Origin of the sequence: Sphingopyxis sp. H050 (assembly GCF_001468265.1) — a bacterium.
GTDB lineage: Bacteria > Pseudomonadota > Alphaproteobacteria > Sphingomonadales > Sphingomonadaceae > Sphingopyxis.
This window is the reverse complement of sequence record NZ_LNRZ01000004.1, coordinates 330,713-348,415: the sequence shown is the minus strand read 5'-3', so window position 1 is coordinate 348,415 and position 17,703 is coordinate 330,713. Positions and strand designations below refer to the sequence as shown.

Below are 17,703 nucleotides of genomic sequence, written 5' to 3'. Positions count from 1 at the left end.
AGATGGCGCGCGACGACAAGGGGCTCTGCGCACAGTCGCATCGTGCCAGCATATTCGGGAAAGGGGAGAGCGGACTTGCCGGGCGGGGTGTAGGTGGGGCTACAATCCCGCCCGGCGAAGTCACTGTTTATGAGGTCGGAAGACGGATTGAAAAGCGCCAGGGACCAGCTCGCACTTTTCGATCTTTCGGCCTCATTCGTCCAACCCGGGCGGATGCCCAGCCCAGACCACGACGGCACGAGGCGCGTCGCGACAATTGGACATTCCCACGGGCGTGCGGAAGATGTCAGTTACAATAGGTGGCGTCGCGGTGTGTAGCCATCTGGCAACCATTTATTCATCATTTTGCTTTGTTTTCCGGGCTATTTGGTGCGGAGGCGCGAGTCTGCTACAAGGTCGCCGCCGCTTGTAACCGTTACATGGTAGCGAATTGGCTGGTCGTGCTGGTCGTTTCGCGTATCTACCGCCCAGCCTCGCAAGAGGGCTATAGAGGGTTGCATGGACCGTATCACAGCGAATGACGTACCGGATACGGCCGACACCGACCGGATTATTGCGGAAGAATATGAGCGGCTGATCGCGTCGCCGCTGTTCACGCGTTCTCCGGTGCTGTCGCGTTTGCTGCAGTTTCTGGTCGAGCATCGTCTGCGCGGCGGGCGCAGTGCGCCCAAGGCTTATGCGATCGCGACCGAGGCGCTCGGCCGGAGCGCCGATTTCGATCCCGCGGTCGACAGCTATCCGCGCGTGATGGTCGGCCGTCTCCGCACGCTGCTCGACCGCTATTATGCCGAAACCGCCTGGGTCCACCGGTTACGGGTGCCGCAGGGAAGTTACGAGATTGTCGTGCAGCATCGCGCCGCGCCGCCGGCGGCTCGCTCGGGCGAGGAGACGGTCGAAGCCGGTGACGTCATGCCATCGACGACGCCCGCCGGGGCGGTCGCGCCGCCGCCCGCGCGCGCTGGCGTTCAGGCGGCTCCCGGCGGGCGTCCCGTGTGGCGCTGGCTGACGCTTCTGCTCGTGGCGATATTGCTGATCGGTGCGGCCTGGTGGGTGTCGGACAATCGCGGCCGCTTGTTCGGAAGCGATCTGGTGCCGATGCCGCTGCTGGAAGTCAGCACGCCGTCGTCGGGAGAGACCGCGCCTTCGCGTGCGATCGCCCGTGGTCTCGACGGCCGTCTGCGCGATGGGCTGCGCCGCTTTGACCTCGTCGATCTGCGCAGTGCGCGAGCCCCCGCGAATACGCCGGCCGCCGACCGCGCCGACTATCGCCTCGACGTGTCGATCGTCCGTCAGCTTGAGGCCGAGCGGGCGGAGGTGACGCTTGTCCTCAATCGCGTCGCCGACCAGCGCACGATCTGGTCGCAGCAATTCGATCTCGTGGGCAACCAGATGCCCCGTTTCGAGGCCGTCGACACCGCCATTGCCCAGATCGCCGGCGACTACGGCGTGATCGTCCGCGACCAGTTGCAGCGCCATCCCGACAATTTTGCCCCGGGCTTCGCCTGCCTCGCGCAGTTCAACCGGATGCGCCAGATGCGCACGACGACCAATGCGCGCCAGATCGAGGCCTGCCTGCGCGCCACTCTCGACCGCAATCCGCACGATCCGGTCGCGCTCAACGCCCTGTCGCTGCTTCGCTTCGGCGACTGGCAGCAGCTGCGCGGTACGCCCGCGGGCGCCGCCGCATTTGCCGAGGCGCGGTCGCTCGCCGAGCGCGCTTATGAAAACGGATCGGGCAGCGCCGCGGGACAGTTCGCGATGGCGCGCGCCAATTTCTATTCCGGCAATTGCGCCGGCGGCGTCGCGATGGGCGAGGCGGCGGCGCGGCTCAATCCCTATGATTCCGATCTCGCCGGTTTTCTCGGGCTCTTCAAGCTCGCCTGCGACCAGCCCGAAGCGGGCGCGGCGCTGCTCCAGCGCTCGCTCGATCTCGACGCGTCCTATCCCGGCGTGCCGGCGGTGACGCTTGCCTTCATTCGCTCGCAGGGCGGCGACCAAGATGCGGCGATGGCGATTCTCGACCGCGTTCCATCGACCAGCACGCGCGAGCCGCAATTCGTCATGGTGCGCGCGATCGTCCTGGCGCGGCAGGGGCGGCTGCCCGAAGCGCGGGCGCTTTGGCGGCGGCTGGTCGCCTATACGAAACAGCCGAAGGACGCATCGCCCGAAAAAGTGCTGCAGCAGTTCGTCATCTCGCCCGTCGTGATCACGCGGTCGGCGGCGGCGCTGCGCGATTCCGGGGTCGTGACCGCGCTGGCCTCTTGACCTTCGGCGCATCGGCGGCGACGCTGATCTGATGTCGCTGGTCCTGTTCCTCCTGACGTCGATCGCACCGCCGCCCGCGGCGGTCGCGGTGCGGTTCGACCGCGCGGGCACGGTCGAAACCCGCGTCGCCGAGGGGCTCGCCGACGTTGGGCGCGGCCGGACCGTGACCGCCGACGACCCGGTTCGCATTGCCTCGGTCTCGAAACTCGTCGTCGCGCTGGGCGTCCTGCGCCTCGTCGAGGCGGGCAAGCTCGATCTCGATCGCGACGTGTCGGACTATCTCGGCTGGCGGCTGCGCCATCCGGCCTTCCCCAATCGCCCGGTCACGCTCGCCCAATTGCTCGGCCATCGCGCGGGACTGACCGACGACGTCAATTATGCGCTGCCGCTCGACGCCGATCTGGAAAAGACGCTCGCCGATACCGCCGCGTGGGACGGTGCCCGACCGCCCGGCGGCGATTTCGCTTATGCCAATATGAACTATCCCGTGATCGCCGCGGCGATCGAGGGCGCGACCGGCGAGCGGTTCGACGCGGCGATGCAGCGGCTGGTCTTCAAGCCGCTCGGCCTCGACGCTTGCTTCAACTGGCCGGCGTGCAGCGACGCCGCGCTCGCCCGCGCCGTGGTGCTTTACGGCGCGGACGGCATGGTTCAGCGCGACGATCTGGGCGGCAAGCGGCCCGAATGCCCCGTCGTCCCGGCTGCCGACGGCAGCTGCGACTTGTCGACCTACCGCCTCGCGCGCCATGGTGCGGGGTTCAGCCCGCAGGGCGGGCTGCGCATCTCGGCGAACGGCCTCGCGCGCATCGGCGTCATGCTGCTGCGCGGTGGCGACGGCTTTTTGAAGCCGCAGAGTCTGGCCCGGCTAGAGGCGATGGCGCGCGTCCATCCGGTGAGCGGCGAGGGGACCGGCGGCCTTTTCTGCGAATATGGCGCGGCGATGCACAGCACGGGCGGGCCGGCGCTCGCCGATCCGGCGTGCCGCGACGACCTGTTCGGCGACGGCCGTCTGCGGCTCGGCCATTCGGGCGATGCCTATGGCCTGCGCTCGGGATTATGGTTCGACCTTGAAGCGGGCAATGGCATTGCCTATTTCGTCACGCAGGTGCCGGAGGGGCAGAAAGGGGATCGTTCGGCCTACAGCGCCGCAGAAGAAAGACTGGTCGACAAAGCGCTCCGCCCACCGACTGACGCCAGCCCTCTTGCCAGCCCCGCCGACGGGCACTAGGGCAAATCCCAACATTCACGACATAGTCAGAAAAAGGAACTGTGCATGAGCGATTCGGCCGAAAAGGTTAAAAAGATCGTCGTCGAACATCTGGGCGTCGAAGCCGATAAGGTCACCGAAGAAGCGAGCTTCATCGACGATCTGGGCGCCGACAGCCTCGACATCGTCGAACTGGTGATGGCGTTCGAAGAAGAATTCGGCGTCGAAATTCCCGACGACGCGGCGGAAAAGATCGCCACCGTCAAGGATGCGATCGACTATATCGAAGCGAACAAGGGCTGACATGGCCCGTCCGGCATAGCCGGACGCGGCGGCGACGCCGCCCACGCGTTTCCGGCTTCCCGGTCCAGAGCTTTACGCGCTGTGACCGGGAAGCCTTTTTCTTGGGATCGCGTTGAGTGACACACGGACGCCTGCGGGGCAGGGCCGACGAAAGGAATGACTATGCGCCGGGTTGTGGTGACGGGTTTGGGTTTGGTGACGCCGCTGGGCGCCGACGTGGAAACCACGTGGAAAAATCTGATCGCCGGCAAATCGGGCGCGGGTCCGATCACCCATTTCGATGCCTCGGACCAGAAATGCACGATCGCGTGCGAGGTGAAGGGCCCGGACCATGAATATGGTTTCGACCCCGGCAAGCGCGTCGATCACAAGGTCCAGCGCCAGGTCGATCCCTTCATCATCTTCGGCATCGACGCCGCGGGCCAAGCGCTCGAGGACGCCGGCCTGACCGACCTCACCGAAGAACAGAAGGTGCGCGCCGGCTGCTCGATCGGGTCGGGCATCGGCGGCTTGCCGGGCATCGAGAGCGAGAGCCTGCTGCTTGCCGAAAAGGGTCCCGGCCGCGTCTCGCCGCACTTTGTTCACGGTCGCCTGATCAACCTGATCTCGGGCCAGGTCAGCATCAAATATGGCCTCAAGGGTCCCAACCACGCCGTCGTCACCGCTTGCTCGACTGGCGCGCACTCGATCGGCGACGCCGCGCGCATGATCAAGGACGACGACGCCGACATCATGCTCGCGGGCGGCGCCGAGGCGACGATCTGCCCGATCGGCATCGCCGGCTTCGCACAGGCGCGCGCGCTGAACATGAGCTATAACGATCGCCCCGAACAGGCGAGCCGCCCCTATGACAAGGACCGCGACGGTTTCGTGATGGGCGAGGGCGCGGGCGTCGTCGTGCTCGAGGAATATGAGCATGCCAAGGCGCGCGGCGCGAAGATCTACGCCGAGGTCGTCGGCTACGGCCTGTCGGGCGACGCCTATCACGTGACCGCGCCCGATCCCGAAATGGACGGCGCGTTCCGCTCGATGAGCGCGGCGCTGAAGAAGGCGGGCATGACCCCCGCCGACATCGACTATATCAACGCCCACGGCACCTCGACCATGGCCGACACGATCGAACTCGGCGCGGTGAAGCGCCTGTTCGGTGACGCGATGAGCAATGTCTCGATGAGCTCGACCAAATCGGCGATCGGCCACCTGCTCGGCGGCGCCGGCGCGGTCGAAACGATCTTCTGCATCCTCGCGATCCGCGATCAGGTCGTCCCGCCGACGCTCAACCTCGACAATCCCGATGAAGGCACGGAGGGCGCCGACCTGGTCCCCAAGGTCGCGAAAAAGCGCAAGGTGCGCGCCGCGCTCAACAACAGCTTCGGCTTCGGCGGCACCAACGCCAGCCTGATCGTCAAGGCGGTCGACTGACGCTCCAATCCTCCCTGTGGCCAAAGGCCATGGGGAGGGGACCGCTTGCGAAGCAAGTGGTGGAGGGGCCGGCGACGTCGGCGCAATCGCCCCTCCGTCAGCGCTGCGCGCTGGCACCTCTCCATGGCTTCGCCACAGGGAGGATAAAAGCCTTTCCTACATTATCCCGCCATGCTTTACCCCTCGGCTGAGCCTGCCGGGTGACTGGCGCTAAGGCGACAAAGGAGACAGTTTCGATGCGCCTGTGCGTATCTTTTGTCTCCTTAAGCGTCGATTGGAGAGATTAGGTTGCATCCGTTCCGCTGGCTGACGATCGCGATTATCGCATTGTCGCTCGCCGCCTGCTCGGGCAGCGCGCCGAACGATACCGAGGTCGTCATCCCGCCCGGCGCGAGCATCGCGAAGGCGGGGGAGATTCTCGAGGCGAAGGGTGTGGTTTCGGCATCCAGCTTCCGCAACGAGGCGCGCTTCTTCGGGTCGGACGATCCGATCAAGCCCGGCGAGTATAAGATCGAAAAGGGGATGGACGCGGGCGATATCCTCGAACTGTTCCAGTCGGGAAAGACGATCCAGCGGCTCGTGATGATCCCCGAGGGGATGCCCTCGATCATGGTCTGGGAGCGGCTGATGGCCGAACCGCGGCTGAAGGGCGAAATCCCGGTCCCGGCCGAAGGCAGCATCCTGCCCGACAGCTATGCCTTCACCACCGGCGAAAGCCGCGCCGCCGTCGTCAAGCGCATGCAGACGGCGATGAACAAGGCGTTCGCCGAACTCTGGGCGAAGCGCAGCCCGCGGACCGCCGCGAAGGACCGCAACGAAGCGATCACGCTCGCCTCCATCGTCGAGAAGGAAACCGGCGTCCCGTCCGAACGCCGCACCGTCGCGGGAGTCTACACCAACCGGCTCGCGGTCGGCATGCGGCTGCAGGCGGATCCGACGATCATCTATCCGATCACCAAGGGCAAACCGCTAGGTCGTCGTATCCTGCGCTCCGAGATTCTCGCGGTGAACGACTATAACACCTACAGCATGACCGGCCTGCCCAAGGGGCCGATCGCCAACCCCGGCAAGGCGTCGATCGCCGCGGTGCTCGACCCCGAGGCCAATGATTATCTCTTCTTCGTCGCCAAGGGCGACGGCGGCCACATCTTCGCGCGCACATTGTCCGAGCACAATGCGAACGTCCAGAAATGGTATGCGCTCCGCCGCGAGCGCGGCGAAATCGAATAGGCCGCGATGCACGCGGGGGCGACGGAGAGAGACATGACCGCAAAGCTTTTCCTCCACGGCGTTCCGGACAGCCCCGCGATCTGGCAGCCGCTGCTCGCCGCGCTCGATCTCGGTGACACGCCGGTGGCGGTCCCGGCGCTTCCGGGCTTTACCGCGCCGCTCACGGCCGGCTTTCCCGCCACCAAGGAGGCGTATGCCGACTGGGCGGTGGGGCAGGCCGAGGCGCTGTTCGCCGAGCATGGCCCGATCGACATCGCTGGCCACGACTGGGGCGCGCTCATCGCGCAGCGCGCTGCGATGCTGCGGCCGGACCTGTTCCGCAGCTGGGCGGTGTCCAACGCGGTGATCGATCCCGACTATCGCGGCCATCGCCTCGCGCGCATCTGGAACACCCCGATCCTCGGCGAGCTCTTCATGGCGCTCAGCAAACCGGCAAAGCTCGCGGAGGGTCTCGCGGCGCAAGGGGTGCCCGCCGACATCGCCGAGGAAGAGGCCGCGCAATGGGCGCTCAAGGACAAGCGCCGCGCGATCCTGAAACTCTATCGCTCGGCGAAGGGGCTTAGCTTCGAACATGACTGGGCGCGCGATATCGGCAAATTGCCGGCAAAGGGCATGCTCGTCTGGGGCGAGGGCGATCCCTATGTCGAACTGTCGGTCGCGCAGCGCTTCTCGTCGCGCACCGGAACGCCGCTGACCGTGATCGAAGGGGCAGGCCATTGGGCGATCGCCGAGCGACCGGATGCCGTCGCCGCCGCGCTGCACAGCTTCTGGAACGGCCTCTAACCACCGGAAATCGCGAAGTCATCGCCAAGGTCGATCATAGTGACCCGATTAATCGATTGGATCGTAATCAGCATGTCGGCCATATATGCGCGCGACGAGATGCATTGTTCGATCTTTCGCGGCATGTCCCCCTTGGCCGCTGTTTCGAACCCGTCTCGCCCATGGTGACCCGGGCCTTTCCCCCTCCCTACCGGGCCACTGGCGCCGCGCCTGTCATCCTTACCGCGATGATGGGTGCGGCAGACCAGCGCCACTTCGACGATCTGCGAACCAGGCATTTCCCGCCCGAACGCAATGTCCTGCGCGCGCACATCACGCTCTTCCACCACCTGCCGCCGTCGGCGCTGGACGAACTCGACGGGCTGCTGCGCGTCCTGACGGCCGCCCCGCCGCCCGCGGCGACGATCCGCGAGGTCTATTCGCTCGGCAAAGGGGTCGCCTACCGGATCGACAGTCCCGAACTGCTCGCCATCCGCGCGCGGATTGCCGGCCATTTCCACGGCCTGCTCACCGCGCAGGATCAGGGCGTCCCGCGGTTGCACATCACCGTGCAGAACAAGGTATCGGCGGGGGAGGCGAAGGCGGTACTCGCCGAACTCGCCGCCGATTTCCGACCGCGCCCGCTCGACATCGTCGGCCTTGCTGCCTGGCACTATCGCGGCGGCCCATGGGAACCCGCCTTCGCGCGCAAATTTCGCGCGCCGCGCAGATGATATTGACCGGCGCAGCAGCCATGCCTATAGGCGCTGCTCGCCCACCGGGGCGGCCTTTCGGGGCGGAGTAGCTCAGCAGGTTAGAGCAGCGGAATCATAATCCGCGTGTCGGGGGTTCGAGTCCCTCCTCCGCTACCAACCCGGATTGTCCACCAGTGACCCACTGAGGCCACTGGCAGACATTTTTCGAGGAAAATCAAATATTTTTCGCGTCCCGTTGCGTACGCCGGCGTCCCGGTGCGACCGGCTGCGGCCACCCACGGCGATTTGGATTGGGGGTATTTTGGGGGTATTTTTCGGCTGTCCCCAAAACAGGCGATACCCCCAGATGGCTTTGAAAGAACTTGAGGTCAAATACGCCACCAAGCGGCAGCGCCCCTACAAGCTGTCCGATGGAGAAGGCCTGCACCTGCTCGTCCAGCCGAACGGATCGAAGCTCTGGCGCCTGAAATACCGCTTCGACGGCAAGGAAAAACTGCTGAGCTTCGGCAAATATCCGACCGTCACGCTGGCGATCGCCCGCGAGAAGCGGACCGAAGCCAAGCGGCTGCTCGATCAGGGTGAGGACCCCGCCGAGGCCAGGAAGCGGGCGAAGAAGCAGAGGGCCGCGCTCAAGCTGTTCGAAGAGATTGCGCGGGCCTGGCACGCCAATCGTATTGAAGGGCTGGACTCGGCCCATGCCCTGCGCGTCATCAACCGGATGGAGCGCGACGTCTTTCCGGTCATCGGGAAGCGTCCGATCACGGAAATCGACCCGCCCGAGATTCTCGAGATGATCCGCGCGGTCGAAGCGCGCGGCGCCCTCGATATCGCCCGTCGCCTCAAGCAGAACGTCAGCCAGATCTATCGCTTCGCGATCGCGAGCGGCTGGGCGACCATCGATCCGACGCTCGGCCTCAACGATGCGCTCAAGCCCAAGCCGCCCGTCAGGCACATGGCGCGCGTGCCGCTCGCGGAGTTTCCGAAGCTGGTGCGAGCGATCTTCGCCTATGACGGCGAGGACACGCCGCGCCGCCGCGAGATCACCCGTGACGCGCTGCTGTTCACCTTGCTCACATGGGTCCGAACCAGCGAAACCCGCTTCGCGGCCAGGGACGAGTTCGAGGATCTCTATGGACCGAACCCGCTATGGCGTCTGTCGCCGGAGCGCATGAAGATGGAACGTGAGCATCTTGTTCCGCTGTCCCGCCAGGCCGCAATGATCGTTCAGCGCCGCTTGCAGGCGACGAACGATGCGTTCCTCTTTCCCGGAGCCAAGCCTGGAAAGTCTATTTCCGAGAACACCATGATCTATGCCTGTTATCGGATGGGGTATCTCCATCGGCAGACGGTACATGGGTTTAGGGGGCTCGGCTCGACCTGGGCGAACGAAGCCGAACGCTACAAGCCGGATTGGATCGAGATGGCGCTCGCTCACGAGGACGAGGATGAGGTGCGCGGCGCTTACAACAGTGCGCTCTATCTCACACCGCGAAGGCGGATGCTCCAAGACTGGGCCGACGTGATCGACGCGGCAACCGCAGTGTCGAATGTCGAGAAGAATCCTATCGAGTTCTCACAATTCATGCGCTGTTCCGCTCCCATCCAGCACCTGCCACCAAGCGACCAGAGACAGCCGTATTGGCAACGCCCCCTTCGGGCGGCTTCGCGATGAGCCTCAAAAGTCAGAACCGCCGATTTAGAGGCGCGGTTTTCTGCCATAGTTGTTAGAAATATCAGCTACTTAGATGCATCCGCGAATAGTAGAATGAACTCCAAGAAACCGTATCTCACTACATCTCATCATAGCTGATTCCCCTTGCAACTCGACAAGGGAAACCGCCGGGACCGCCAATTACGCCGATACATCGTCTGGAAGGGCTCGATTGGGGCGAGCAGAACGCGCGCATCCGTCCCGATGGACGCGCTCAGCGTGACTAATTCAATGAAATATATGGGGTTATTTGCGTCGCCACGAAGCGTCAGCGGTGCAGGCTCATCAGTCCTTAATCAATGAGTGGGAGGAATAGTTCGCCAACAAATTGAATTGGACGATGAGCCCCAAGGCGCGGCAAATGGCGCCAAATCAAAAAATGCCGTGGGGAGGACAGTCATGGTCACAGCCTTTAGGACAAATTTGCTTTGTGCCACCGCGCTATCGATCGCGTGTGCGCTTGCAGTGCCGGCACATGCCCAGGACGCTGCATCGCAGGGCGAAAAGCCCGAGGCGCAGGAAGGTGGCCTTGAGACAATCGTCGTCACGGCGCAGAAGCGCGAACAGAATTTGCAGGATGTTCCAGCCGCCGTTTCCGCCATAGGCGGCGAGACGCTGCGCACGCGCGGCATCACGGAGACCTCAGACTTGATGGGCGCGATCCCCAGCCTGCAAGTCACCACTCCCTATGGTCGCACCCAACCGAATTTCTCGCTGCGCGGGATTTCAGTGGCGAACGAATTTTCCGCCTCCACTGCGTCGCCGGTTGGCGTCTATGTCGATGAAGTCTATCAGAGCTTCCGGGCGAGCCATGGCCTGCAACTCTATGACATCGACCGGGTCGAGGTACTGCGCGGACCGCAAGGAACACTCTACGGTCGCAACACCACGGGTGGCGCGATCAGCTTCTTCACGCGCAAGCCGGATCTGGGAGAGGCCAATGGCTATCTGACCGCCGGCTATGCCAATTACGACACTTTCACGGTGCAGGGCGCCGCTGAAGCGACGCTGGTTCCCGACATCTTGGGCGTCCGCGTCGCCGGTACTTTTGCAAAAGGGGATGGTTGGCAGCGCAATGTACTGCCTGGGAATGAGCGCGACCTAGGGACCACCGATACGATCGGCGGTCGCATCTCGATCCGCTTCCGGCCCGATCCCGATCTCGACATCAATTTGAAGCTCTATGCCGCGAAGGACGATCCATGGGGCACCGCGCCCTATGCAGGTGGTCAACTCGCGGGCGGGCAGGATGCGCTCGGCTATTCGCGTTACGATCCGCAACCTTTCCTAGGCGGGCGGTTGCTGCGTGACAATGAGGTCGCAGTTGATCGGGTAGGTAAGAACATCAGCAAGTCGAAAGGGATAGCCCTCAACATCAAATGGGATGTCAGCGACCAATTCTCCGTCACCTCGATTACCGGCTACGACACCGGCGACTATATCAACAATCCTGATGATTGCGATGGCGGCCCAGCCGATCTCTGCTCGATCGGCCTCACGTCGACGAGCAAGAATTTCAACCAGGACCTGCGTTTCAGCTATTCGAACGACCGCCTCGATATCATTGCCGGCCTTTATTATGGCAGGGACAAGGTCAAGACGGTCAACTACCCGGACTTTTTCGGGGCGCTGAGGCCGCTGCTGCTTGGCGCCGGTCTTCCGGGCAGCTACAATAACGCCGCAATCGGAACGCCCGACGCGATCCGCTATATCCCAGCCTTTGCCGCCAATCCGGCGTTGGGGCCTGGCGATGCCGGATTCTGCGACGCGATCGAGATCAATCCCAACGGCTTCCTTGATGCACGCTCGCTGATTGCACTCCAGACCGACATCGCGATCAATAATACGGGCAATGGCGGCATGGGGGGTAGCTTTTCGGCGGGCTGCGCCGGGGCAGGCGCGCCTCCGTTCACCCCGATCCTCGGCGAACAGCGTTTTGACGTGTCGCGCCCCTCGAAGGCGATCTACGGCGACGTAACCTGGAAAGCGACCGAGCGGCTGACCGTGGCGGTGGGTGCACGCTACACCCAGGATAAGGTCAATTACCTTAACGGCAGCACTTTCCTCTATGCGCTCGACGGTACGACGCCGGTTGTCAACCTGATCCCCTACAGCAATCCATACAACCCCAATCTCGCGCCGCTTGAGCAGCGCGAAAAGGCAAACAGGCTAACCGGCCGTATCAATGTCAGCTATGAGTTCGCCGATGATATCATGGGCTATCTCCAGTACAGTCGCGGTTACCGCAGCGGCAGCTTCAACGGGCTTGCCTATCAGGGCGTCAATCAAGTCTATTATATCCAGCCTGAAAAGGTGAATGCATATGAGGCGGGGCTCAAAACCCGGCTGTTCGATCGCCGCGTCCAACTTAACCTCGCGGGCTTCTACTACGAGTATTCGAATCACCAAGTAACGCAGGTGGTCGGCGCTACAACCTTCACGCGCAGCGCCAATGGTCGCCTGTTCGGTGGCGAGGCCGAACTCGCCTGGCAGGTGGCCGATACGTTGCGTTTCGATGCTTCGCTGGGCTATCTCAACAGCAAGTACAAAGGCAATGTGATCGATCCGGCAAACCCGGCCGGCCCGACATTGAACGTCAACGGCAATCCCTTCCCGAACGCGCCGGAGGTTACGTTCCAGGCCGGATTCGACTGGGATATGATCGATGACGGCACCAACAAGCTGACCTTGCGCGGTGATGCGTCCTACATGGGCAAGTACTATTTTGATCCGTTCAAGAATTATGGGCAGACACCGTGCGATACACCCCCAGCGGGATCGAACATAACGCTCGCGGGTAAGGCGATTACATGCGCAAATCCGGGCTACTGGCTCGCCAATGCGCGATTAACCTATGCGCACGACAATATGTCGGTTAGCTTGTGGGCGAAGAATCTGTTCGACAAATATTACTACACCTACGGCCTCAACATCAACGTGTTCGGCTACGATTATCTGAACCGCGGCATGCCGCGCACTTATGGCGTCGAAGCGACAGTCAAGTTCTGATCGCTGCTGCGACGGGGGCGGCGGGCATCCTCTCCCGCCCGCTGCCCCCGATTTTTTCGACCTGACTTTCAGACCGAGGAGCATCCATGATACGTTCCACCGGCAACGGTCCCTCATTCATCGGCACGGCGTACAGAATCGAGCGCGCTGTGATCACTGAGATCGGCGCAGCTGAAAGCACCGCCCAGGCGAGCAGCGCCGAGCGGCCAGCGCGCCTCCGGACGATTTAACGTGGATGCGTCTCGGAACAGAACTGAGCTGGAACGAATTTTCGCGACCCAACGCGAAGGGACGCGTGAGCAGGTTTCGCGCAGCTACGAAGAACGCATGGACCTGCTCGGGCGCCTTGGCCGGATATTTGAGCAGCACAGAGACGAATTGGTCGATGCCGTTGCCGCCGATTTCGGCATTCGATCCCGCTACGAGACTATCCTGCTCGACCTGATGCTTGGCATATCGGAAATTAAATTTGCGCGCCGCAATCTGAAGACGTGGCTGAGGCCGCGGCGGGTGAAGACTGACATCTTCGGCCTTCCCGGTTCATCGCGCCTGGTCCCCCAGCCCCTAGGTGTGGTGGGCGTTCTCGGCACGTGGAACTATCCGCTCGGCACCATATTCGTTGGCGCGGCCGGTGCATTGGCGGCCGGCAACCGCGTGATCGCAAAGCCGAGCGAAGTTTCCGCCAACGCCGCCGAAGCCAGCGAGCGGCTTGTGCGCCGGTATTTCGCCGAAGAGGAATTCGCGATTGTCCAGGGCGGGCCCGACATGGCACAGGCGATGACGGCCCTACCTTTCGACCATATTCTCTTCACCGGTTCACCCGCGGTTGGCCGCAAAGTCTATGAAGCGGCGGCTGCCAACCTTACACCTGTTACTCTGGAACTTGGCGGCAAATGCCCTGCCATCGTGGGCAAGGGTGCATCGCTTGCACAAGTCTGTGAAAGCTTAGTGTTCGGCAAGCTGCTCAACGCCGGCCAGACCTGCATCGCCGCTGACTATGCCTTCGTCCATGTCGATCAGATGGAAAGCTTCGTCGCCGCACTCCGCGCTCAGGTTGCCAAATGCTACCCCAACGCGGCAAGCAACCCCGATTTCACCAGTATCATCAATGACCGACAGTTCGCGCGGCTCCAAGGTTTGCTCGATGATGCCGAAGCCAAGGGCGCGACGGTGCTCAACCTCTCGGACAACGGCGATGGAACGCTTCCTGAACGGCATCGGATCGTGCCGTTGGCGGTTCTCGACGTTACCGATGACATGGCGATGATGCAGGAGGAGATTTTCGGACCGATCCTGCCGATCATGCCATATCGCTCCGAAGACGAGCTCATTCGCTACGTAAACCGGCATGAGCGCCCGCTGGCGCTCTATTATTTTGGCGACGAAAGTGAGGAACGGCGCAAGATCATTTCCGAAACGCACGCTGGCGGCGTGACTCTCAACGGCACGGTCATGCACGTCTTCCAGCGCCGGCTGCCTTTCGGTGGCATCGGACAGAGCGGCATCGGTGCCTATACCGGCGTCGCCAGTTTCGAGCGCTTCACTCATTACAAGCCGGTGTTCTCTCAGCCGAAACTCAGCCTGCTTGGTCAACTTCTGCCACCCTATTCGAGCAAGACCGAAGGACTACTCAACATCTTCGAAAAGATCCTCTGACGTGGCTGCGGCGGTTGATGCTGGCATGTTGCATGACGCCGGGTCGCCAGCATGGGTCGAATGACAAGGGAAGCAAATGGCTGACTATGTAATTATTGGAGGTGGGTCGTCGGGCGGCGTTATCGCCAGCCGGTTGTCCGAGGACCCCGATGTCACCGTTTGCCTGCTCGAGGCAGGCGGCCCAGGCACCTCGCCGCTTGTGTCCACGCCCGGCGCTTTTGGGGCGCTGATCCAAGACTATCGGATCAATACGCTCAACTGGCGGTTCAACACCGACCCTTCAAAGGCGCTCAACGACCGCCGCCTCTACAATCCGCGCGGGAAGATGCTGGGTGGATCGAGCGGTATGAACGGGATGGTCTATATCCGCGGCGACCGGTCGGATTTCGACCACTGGGCCGAACTCGGCAACGACGGCTGGGGTTACAACGATGTCCTGCCCTATTTCCGCAAGGCTGAGAATAATGAGCGCGGTGAGGATGAGTTTCACGGCTCGTCGGGACCGCTTCACGTATCCAACGGCAAGCGCGAATTCGATGTCTATGATGCTTTCATCGAGGCGGCGACTGGACTGGACCATCAAGCCAATCCGGACTTCAATGGTGCCAGCCAGGAAGGTGTCGGCATCTATCAGTTTACCGTGAAGGACGGGAAGCGCGCCAGCGTGAAGGCGTGTTACCTTGATCCGGTGATGGGCAGGCGCGGCAACCTCCGCGTCGAAGTACATGCCCGCGTCCATCGTATCAGGTTTGAGGGCAACCGCGCGGTGGCAGTCGAGTATTCCCAGGACGGGCAGTTGAAGACGATCCCGTGCGAAAAGGAAGTCATTGTCAGCGGCGGCGCCTATAATTCGCCCCAACTGTTGATGCTTTCCGGTATCGGACCGCGTGATGAGTTGGAGAAGCATGGAATCGAAGTGATTCATGATATTCCCGGTGTCGGCCAGAATCTTCACGACCATCCTGACCTGATGCTGATCTACCAGTCGAAGAAGCGGCTCGGGATCGCACTCAATGTCGTTGGCGCGCTCAAGACCGTGCGAGACCTATTCCAGTATCTCACGCAAAGGAAAAGCTGGCTGGCATCGCCGCCCACGGCTGCAGGCGGTTTCTTGCGATCCGCGCCGGGGCAGAACCGGGCGGACTGCCAGGTCCATGTCGTGCCGCTCGCCTATCGCGACCATGCGCGCGACTACAAGCTGATGACGAAATGGGGCTATACGATCATTCTCAATATTGGGCGCCCAAAGAGCCGCGGCTGGGTTGCCTTACATGACTCAAACCCCGAATCCGATCCCAAGATGGACCTCAATCTCTTGAGTCATCCCGACGACCTCAAGACGTTGCGCAATGCCTTCCGTGTCGTGCAGGAGATCCTGCATTCGGATCGCATGAAGGCGATGATGAAACGGCCTCTCTATCCTGACCGCTACCTTGAAACTGATGAAGAGATCGACGCCTATATCCGGGCAGAAGCCAATCATGCTTATCATCCGGTGGGAACATGCAAGATGGGCACCGACGAGATGGCGGTGGTCGACAACCGCCTGCGCGTTCACGGCCTCGCAAATATCCGCGTGGCCGATGCCTCGATCATGCCATCAGTCGTCAACGGCAACACCAATGCAACCTGCATCATGATCGGCGAGAAAGCCGCCGACATGATCCGGCACGATAATATGAGCAGCAAGAATAGCATCGCAGAATATTGAATTGGACGATTGGATCAATGCTGCAGACACAGATGCTTACGAAAAGAAGTCCGGAGAGGCCTATCGCATGTCAGTTTATTATGTGTCGACTGCGCCATTGTGGGCGAGCGCCTTAGAGGAGCGCGGCTGATGGACGTCCGTACGCAAATACGTCGCGCCGCACGTTATTTCGCCCAGCAAGAGGCTCTCGTTCACGGCCACAGGCGGTTGACTTTCTCGGAAGCCTGGTTGCGTGGCGTGAAGCTCGCAAATGCTCTTGCGGAGTGCGGCCTTCAACCGGGTGACCGGATTGCTACGCTGGAGAAGAACTCCATCGAGGCCGCCGACATCATACTGGCGGCTGCCATTGGAAACTATACGCGTGTTCCTCTCTATGCGCGCAACCGATGTGAAGCGCACGCCCATATGATCGCGAGTACCGGATCTCGGTTGGCGCTGGTCGATGAGGCATTGGCTTCGGAGTTGGCGGGGCTGGATGCCCAAGCTCCGACGCTTGAGCGGATCATTATCCGCGATCACAACTATGAGAATTGGTTGGCGACAGCCTCGGACCGGGATCCTGATCCCGTCGTCGCGCCGGAGGACTATTGTGTCATCCGCCACACCGGCGGCACGACGGGCAAACCCAAGGGCGTTGCCTATCGGCACCGTTCATGGATGACGATCTCCGCCGCATTTTTCAGCATCGGCCCCCAAGTGGCCCCAGGGGATGCCATTCTGCATGTCGGCCCGTTGTCCCATGCATCGGGCTTCCTGTTCGTGCCGGCCTGGTATTGCGGCGCCCGCAACGTGATGATGGACGGCTTCGATCCAGCGTCCTTTCTTGACACTCTCGAGCAGGAACGGATCAGCCATGCCTTTGTAGCCCCCACCATGCTCAATGCCATAGTGCATCACGACGGGGCATATGGCCGCCACTTTCCGAATTTGAAGTTTCTGCTGAGTGCTTCAGCGCCGATCTCCGAGCCGACGCTTCGCAAGTCGTGCCAGATATTCGGGAATCATGTTCTTCATTCGGGCTATGGACAGACCGAAATCCTGCCCATCGCGTCTATGGGGCCCAACGAGTGGTTCGGCGAATTTGAAGGTTCTGCCCCAATTCGGGCGGTCGGACGTCCCATGAGTGGCGCCGATATCGAAATCCGTAACGAGGACGGAAAGGTGCTGGGACCAAACGAGCCCGGCGAGATCGTCGCACGGTTCGAAAATGGCCAGATGGAGGAATTCTGGAACGATCCGGAGGAAACCGCCCGGCGCATGGAAGATGGCTGGGTCAAAACCGGCGATGTCGGCATGATCGACACAAACGGATTTTTGTATCTGCTCGATCGCAACAACGACATGATCGTGTCAGGCGGCTTCAATATCTATCCCACCGAAATCGAAAACGTAATTGCCGACCATCCCGGTGTACTCGAGGTCGCGGTCTTTGGCGTGCCCCATGAAAAATGGGGTGAAACGCCGCTTGCAATGGTGCGTGTCAAGCCCGGAGCACAAATCACGGAGACCGAGATAATAGATTTGGTGCGCCAGCGTCTGGGCTCCGCAAAAAAGCCAAGCAAGGTCGTTTTTACCGCCGAGCCACTGCCGTTGAGCAATGTCGGAAAGGTGCTTCGTTCAAAGCTTCGAGAGCCCTATTGGGCGGGCCAGGACCGGCGCATTTCGGGGGCATGACCGACGCAGCCATCCTAGCCACATCCTCTATTCCGGT

General features: G+C 62.1%; 12 protein-coding genes and 1 tRNA gene. All 13 read left to right on the top strand.

Annotated features, from left to right (window positions below; genetic code table 11):
- The first annotated feature begins 498 nt into the window (after nucleotides 1-498).
- The 13 genes from ATE67_RS10845 to ATE67_RS10785 all read left to right on the top strand — a co-directional run bounded on the left by ATE67_RS10845 (nucleotide 499) and on the right by ATE67_RS10785 (nucleotide 17,666).
- Entirely contained in the window at nucleotides 499-2,265 is a 1,767-nt protein-coding gene (locus ATE67_RS10845; RefSeq protein ID WP_058816676.1) for a tetratricopeptide repeat protein, read from the top strand.
- Between the two features lie 31 nt (nucleotides 2,266-2,296).
- Nucleotides 2,297-3,493, top strand: a complete 1,197-nt coding sequence (locus ATE67_RS10840; protein WP_058816675.1) for a serine hydrolase domain-containing protein — start codon at nucleotides 2,297-2,299, stop codon at nucleotides 3,491-3,493.
- 45 nt (nucleotides 3,494-3,538) lie between these two features.
- Nucleotides 3,539-3,775 (top strand): acyl carrier protein, encoded by a 237-nt coding sequence (locus ATE67_RS10835; RefSeq protein WP_003039428.1) that lies wholly within the window; start codon nucleotides 3,539-3,541, stop codon nucleotides 3,773-3,775.
- Between the two features lie 162 nt (nucleotides 3,776-3,937).
- Nucleotides 3,938-5,197, top strand: coding sequence for a beta-ketoacyl-ACP synthase II (gene fabF / locus ATE67_RS10830; protein WP_058816674.1), 1,260 nt, complete (start codon nucleotides 3,938-3,940; stop codon nucleotides 5,195-5,197).
- A gap of 288 nt (nucleotides 5,198-5,485) precedes the next feature.
- Nucleotides 5,486-6,427 carry an endolytic transglycosylase MltG gene (mltG, locus tag ATE67_RS10825; RefSeq protein WP_058816673.1) on the top strand — a complete coding sequence of 314 codons (942 nt, stop codon included), beginning with the start codon at nucleotides 5,486-5,488 and terminating at the stop codon, nucleotides 6,425-6,427.
- A gap of 33 nt (nucleotides 6,428-6,460) precedes the next feature.
- A complete protein-coding gene (locus tag ATE67_RS10820; RefSeq protein ID WP_058816672.1) occupies nucleotides 6,461-7,210 on the top strand; it encodes an alpha/beta fold hydrolase in 750 nt (249 codons plus the stop codon).
- 161 nt (nucleotides 7,211-7,371) lie between these two features.
- Nucleotides 7,372-7,923 carry a 2'-5' RNA ligase family protein gene (locus tag ATE67_RS10815; RefSeq protein ID WP_231728115.1) on the top strand — a complete coding sequence of 184 codons (552 nt, stop codon included), beginning with the start codon at nucleotides 7,372-7,374 and terminating at the stop codon, nucleotides 7,921-7,923.
- 61 nt (nucleotides 7,924-7,984) lie between these two features.
- Nucleotides 7,985-8,061: transfer RNA gene (locus ATE67_RS10810), tRNA-Met, on the top strand.
- Nucleotides 8,062-8,206: 145 nt separating this feature from the next.
- A complete protein-coding gene (locus ATE67_RS10805; protein WP_269433448.1) occupies nucleotides 8,207-9,577 on the top strand; it encodes a tyrosine-type recombinase/integrase in 1,371 nt (456 codons plus the stop codon).
- A 372-nt stretch (nucleotides 9,578-9,949) separates the two neighbouring features.
- Nucleotides 9,950-12,625: a TonB-dependent receptor gene (locus ATE67_RS10800; protein ID WP_231728114.1), complete on the top strand. Its 2,676-nt coding sequence runs from the start codon at nucleotides 9,950-9,952 to the stop codon at nucleotides 12,623-12,625.
- Nucleotides 12,626-12,856: 231 nt separating this feature from the next.
- A complete protein-coding gene (locus tag ATE67_RS10795; protein WP_157228455.1) occupies nucleotides 12,857-14,281 on the top strand; it encodes an aldehyde dehydrogenase family protein in 1,425 nt (474 codons plus the stop codon).
- 76 nt (nucleotides 14,282-14,357) lie between these two features.
- Nucleotides 14,358-15,992 (top strand): GMC family oxidoreductase, encoded by a 1,635-nt coding sequence (locus ATE67_RS10790; RefSeq protein WP_082660312.1) that lies wholly within the window; start codon nucleotides 14,358-14,360, stop codon nucleotides 15,990-15,992.
- A 129-nt stretch (nucleotides 15,993-16,121) separates the two neighbouring features.
- Nucleotides 16,122-17,666 carry a class I adenylate-forming enzyme family protein gene (locus ATE67_RS10785; RefSeq protein ID WP_026108915.1) on the top strand — a complete coding sequence of 515 codons (1,545 nt, stop codon included), beginning with the start codon at nucleotides 16,122-16,124 and terminating at the stop codon, nucleotides 17,664-17,666.
- Nucleotides 17,667-17,703 lie beyond the last annotated feature (37 nt).

Excerpts from the sequence above, each read along its gene's own strand:
- ATE67_RS10790 (WP_082660312.1), top strand. The coding sequence starts at position 14,358 with ATGGCTGACTATGTAATTATTGGAGGTGGGTCGTCGGGCGGCGTTATC.
- ATE67_RS10815 (WP_231728115.1), top strand. The coding sequence starts at position 7,372 with ATGGTGACCCGGGCCTTTCCCCCTCCCTACCGGGCCACTGGCGCCGCG.
- ATE67_RS10785 (WP_026108915.1), top strand. The coding sequence starts at position 16,122 with ATGGACGTCCGTACGCAAATACGTCGCGCCGCACGTTATTTCGCCCAG.
- ATE67_RS10840 (WP_058816675.1), top strand. The coding sequence starts at position 2,297 with ATGTCGCTGGTCCTGTTCCTCCTGACGTCGATCGCACCGCCGCCCGCG.
- ATE67_RS10845 (WP_058816676.1), top strand. The coding sequence starts at position 499 with ATGGACCGTATCACAGCGAATGACGTACCGGATACGGCCGACACCGAC.
- fabF (WP_058816674.1), top strand. The coding sequence starts at position 3,938 with ATGCGCCGGGTTGTGGTGACGGGTTTGGGTTTGGTGACGCCGCTGGGC.
- ATE67_RS10835 (WP_003039428.1), top strand. The coding sequence starts at position 3,539 with ATGAGCGATTCGGCCGAAAAGGTTAAAAAGATCGTCGTCGAACATCTG.
- ATE67_RS10820 (WP_058816672.1), top strand. The coding sequence starts at position 6,461 with ATGACCGCAAAGCTTTTCCTCCACGGCGTTCCGGACAGCCCCGCGATC.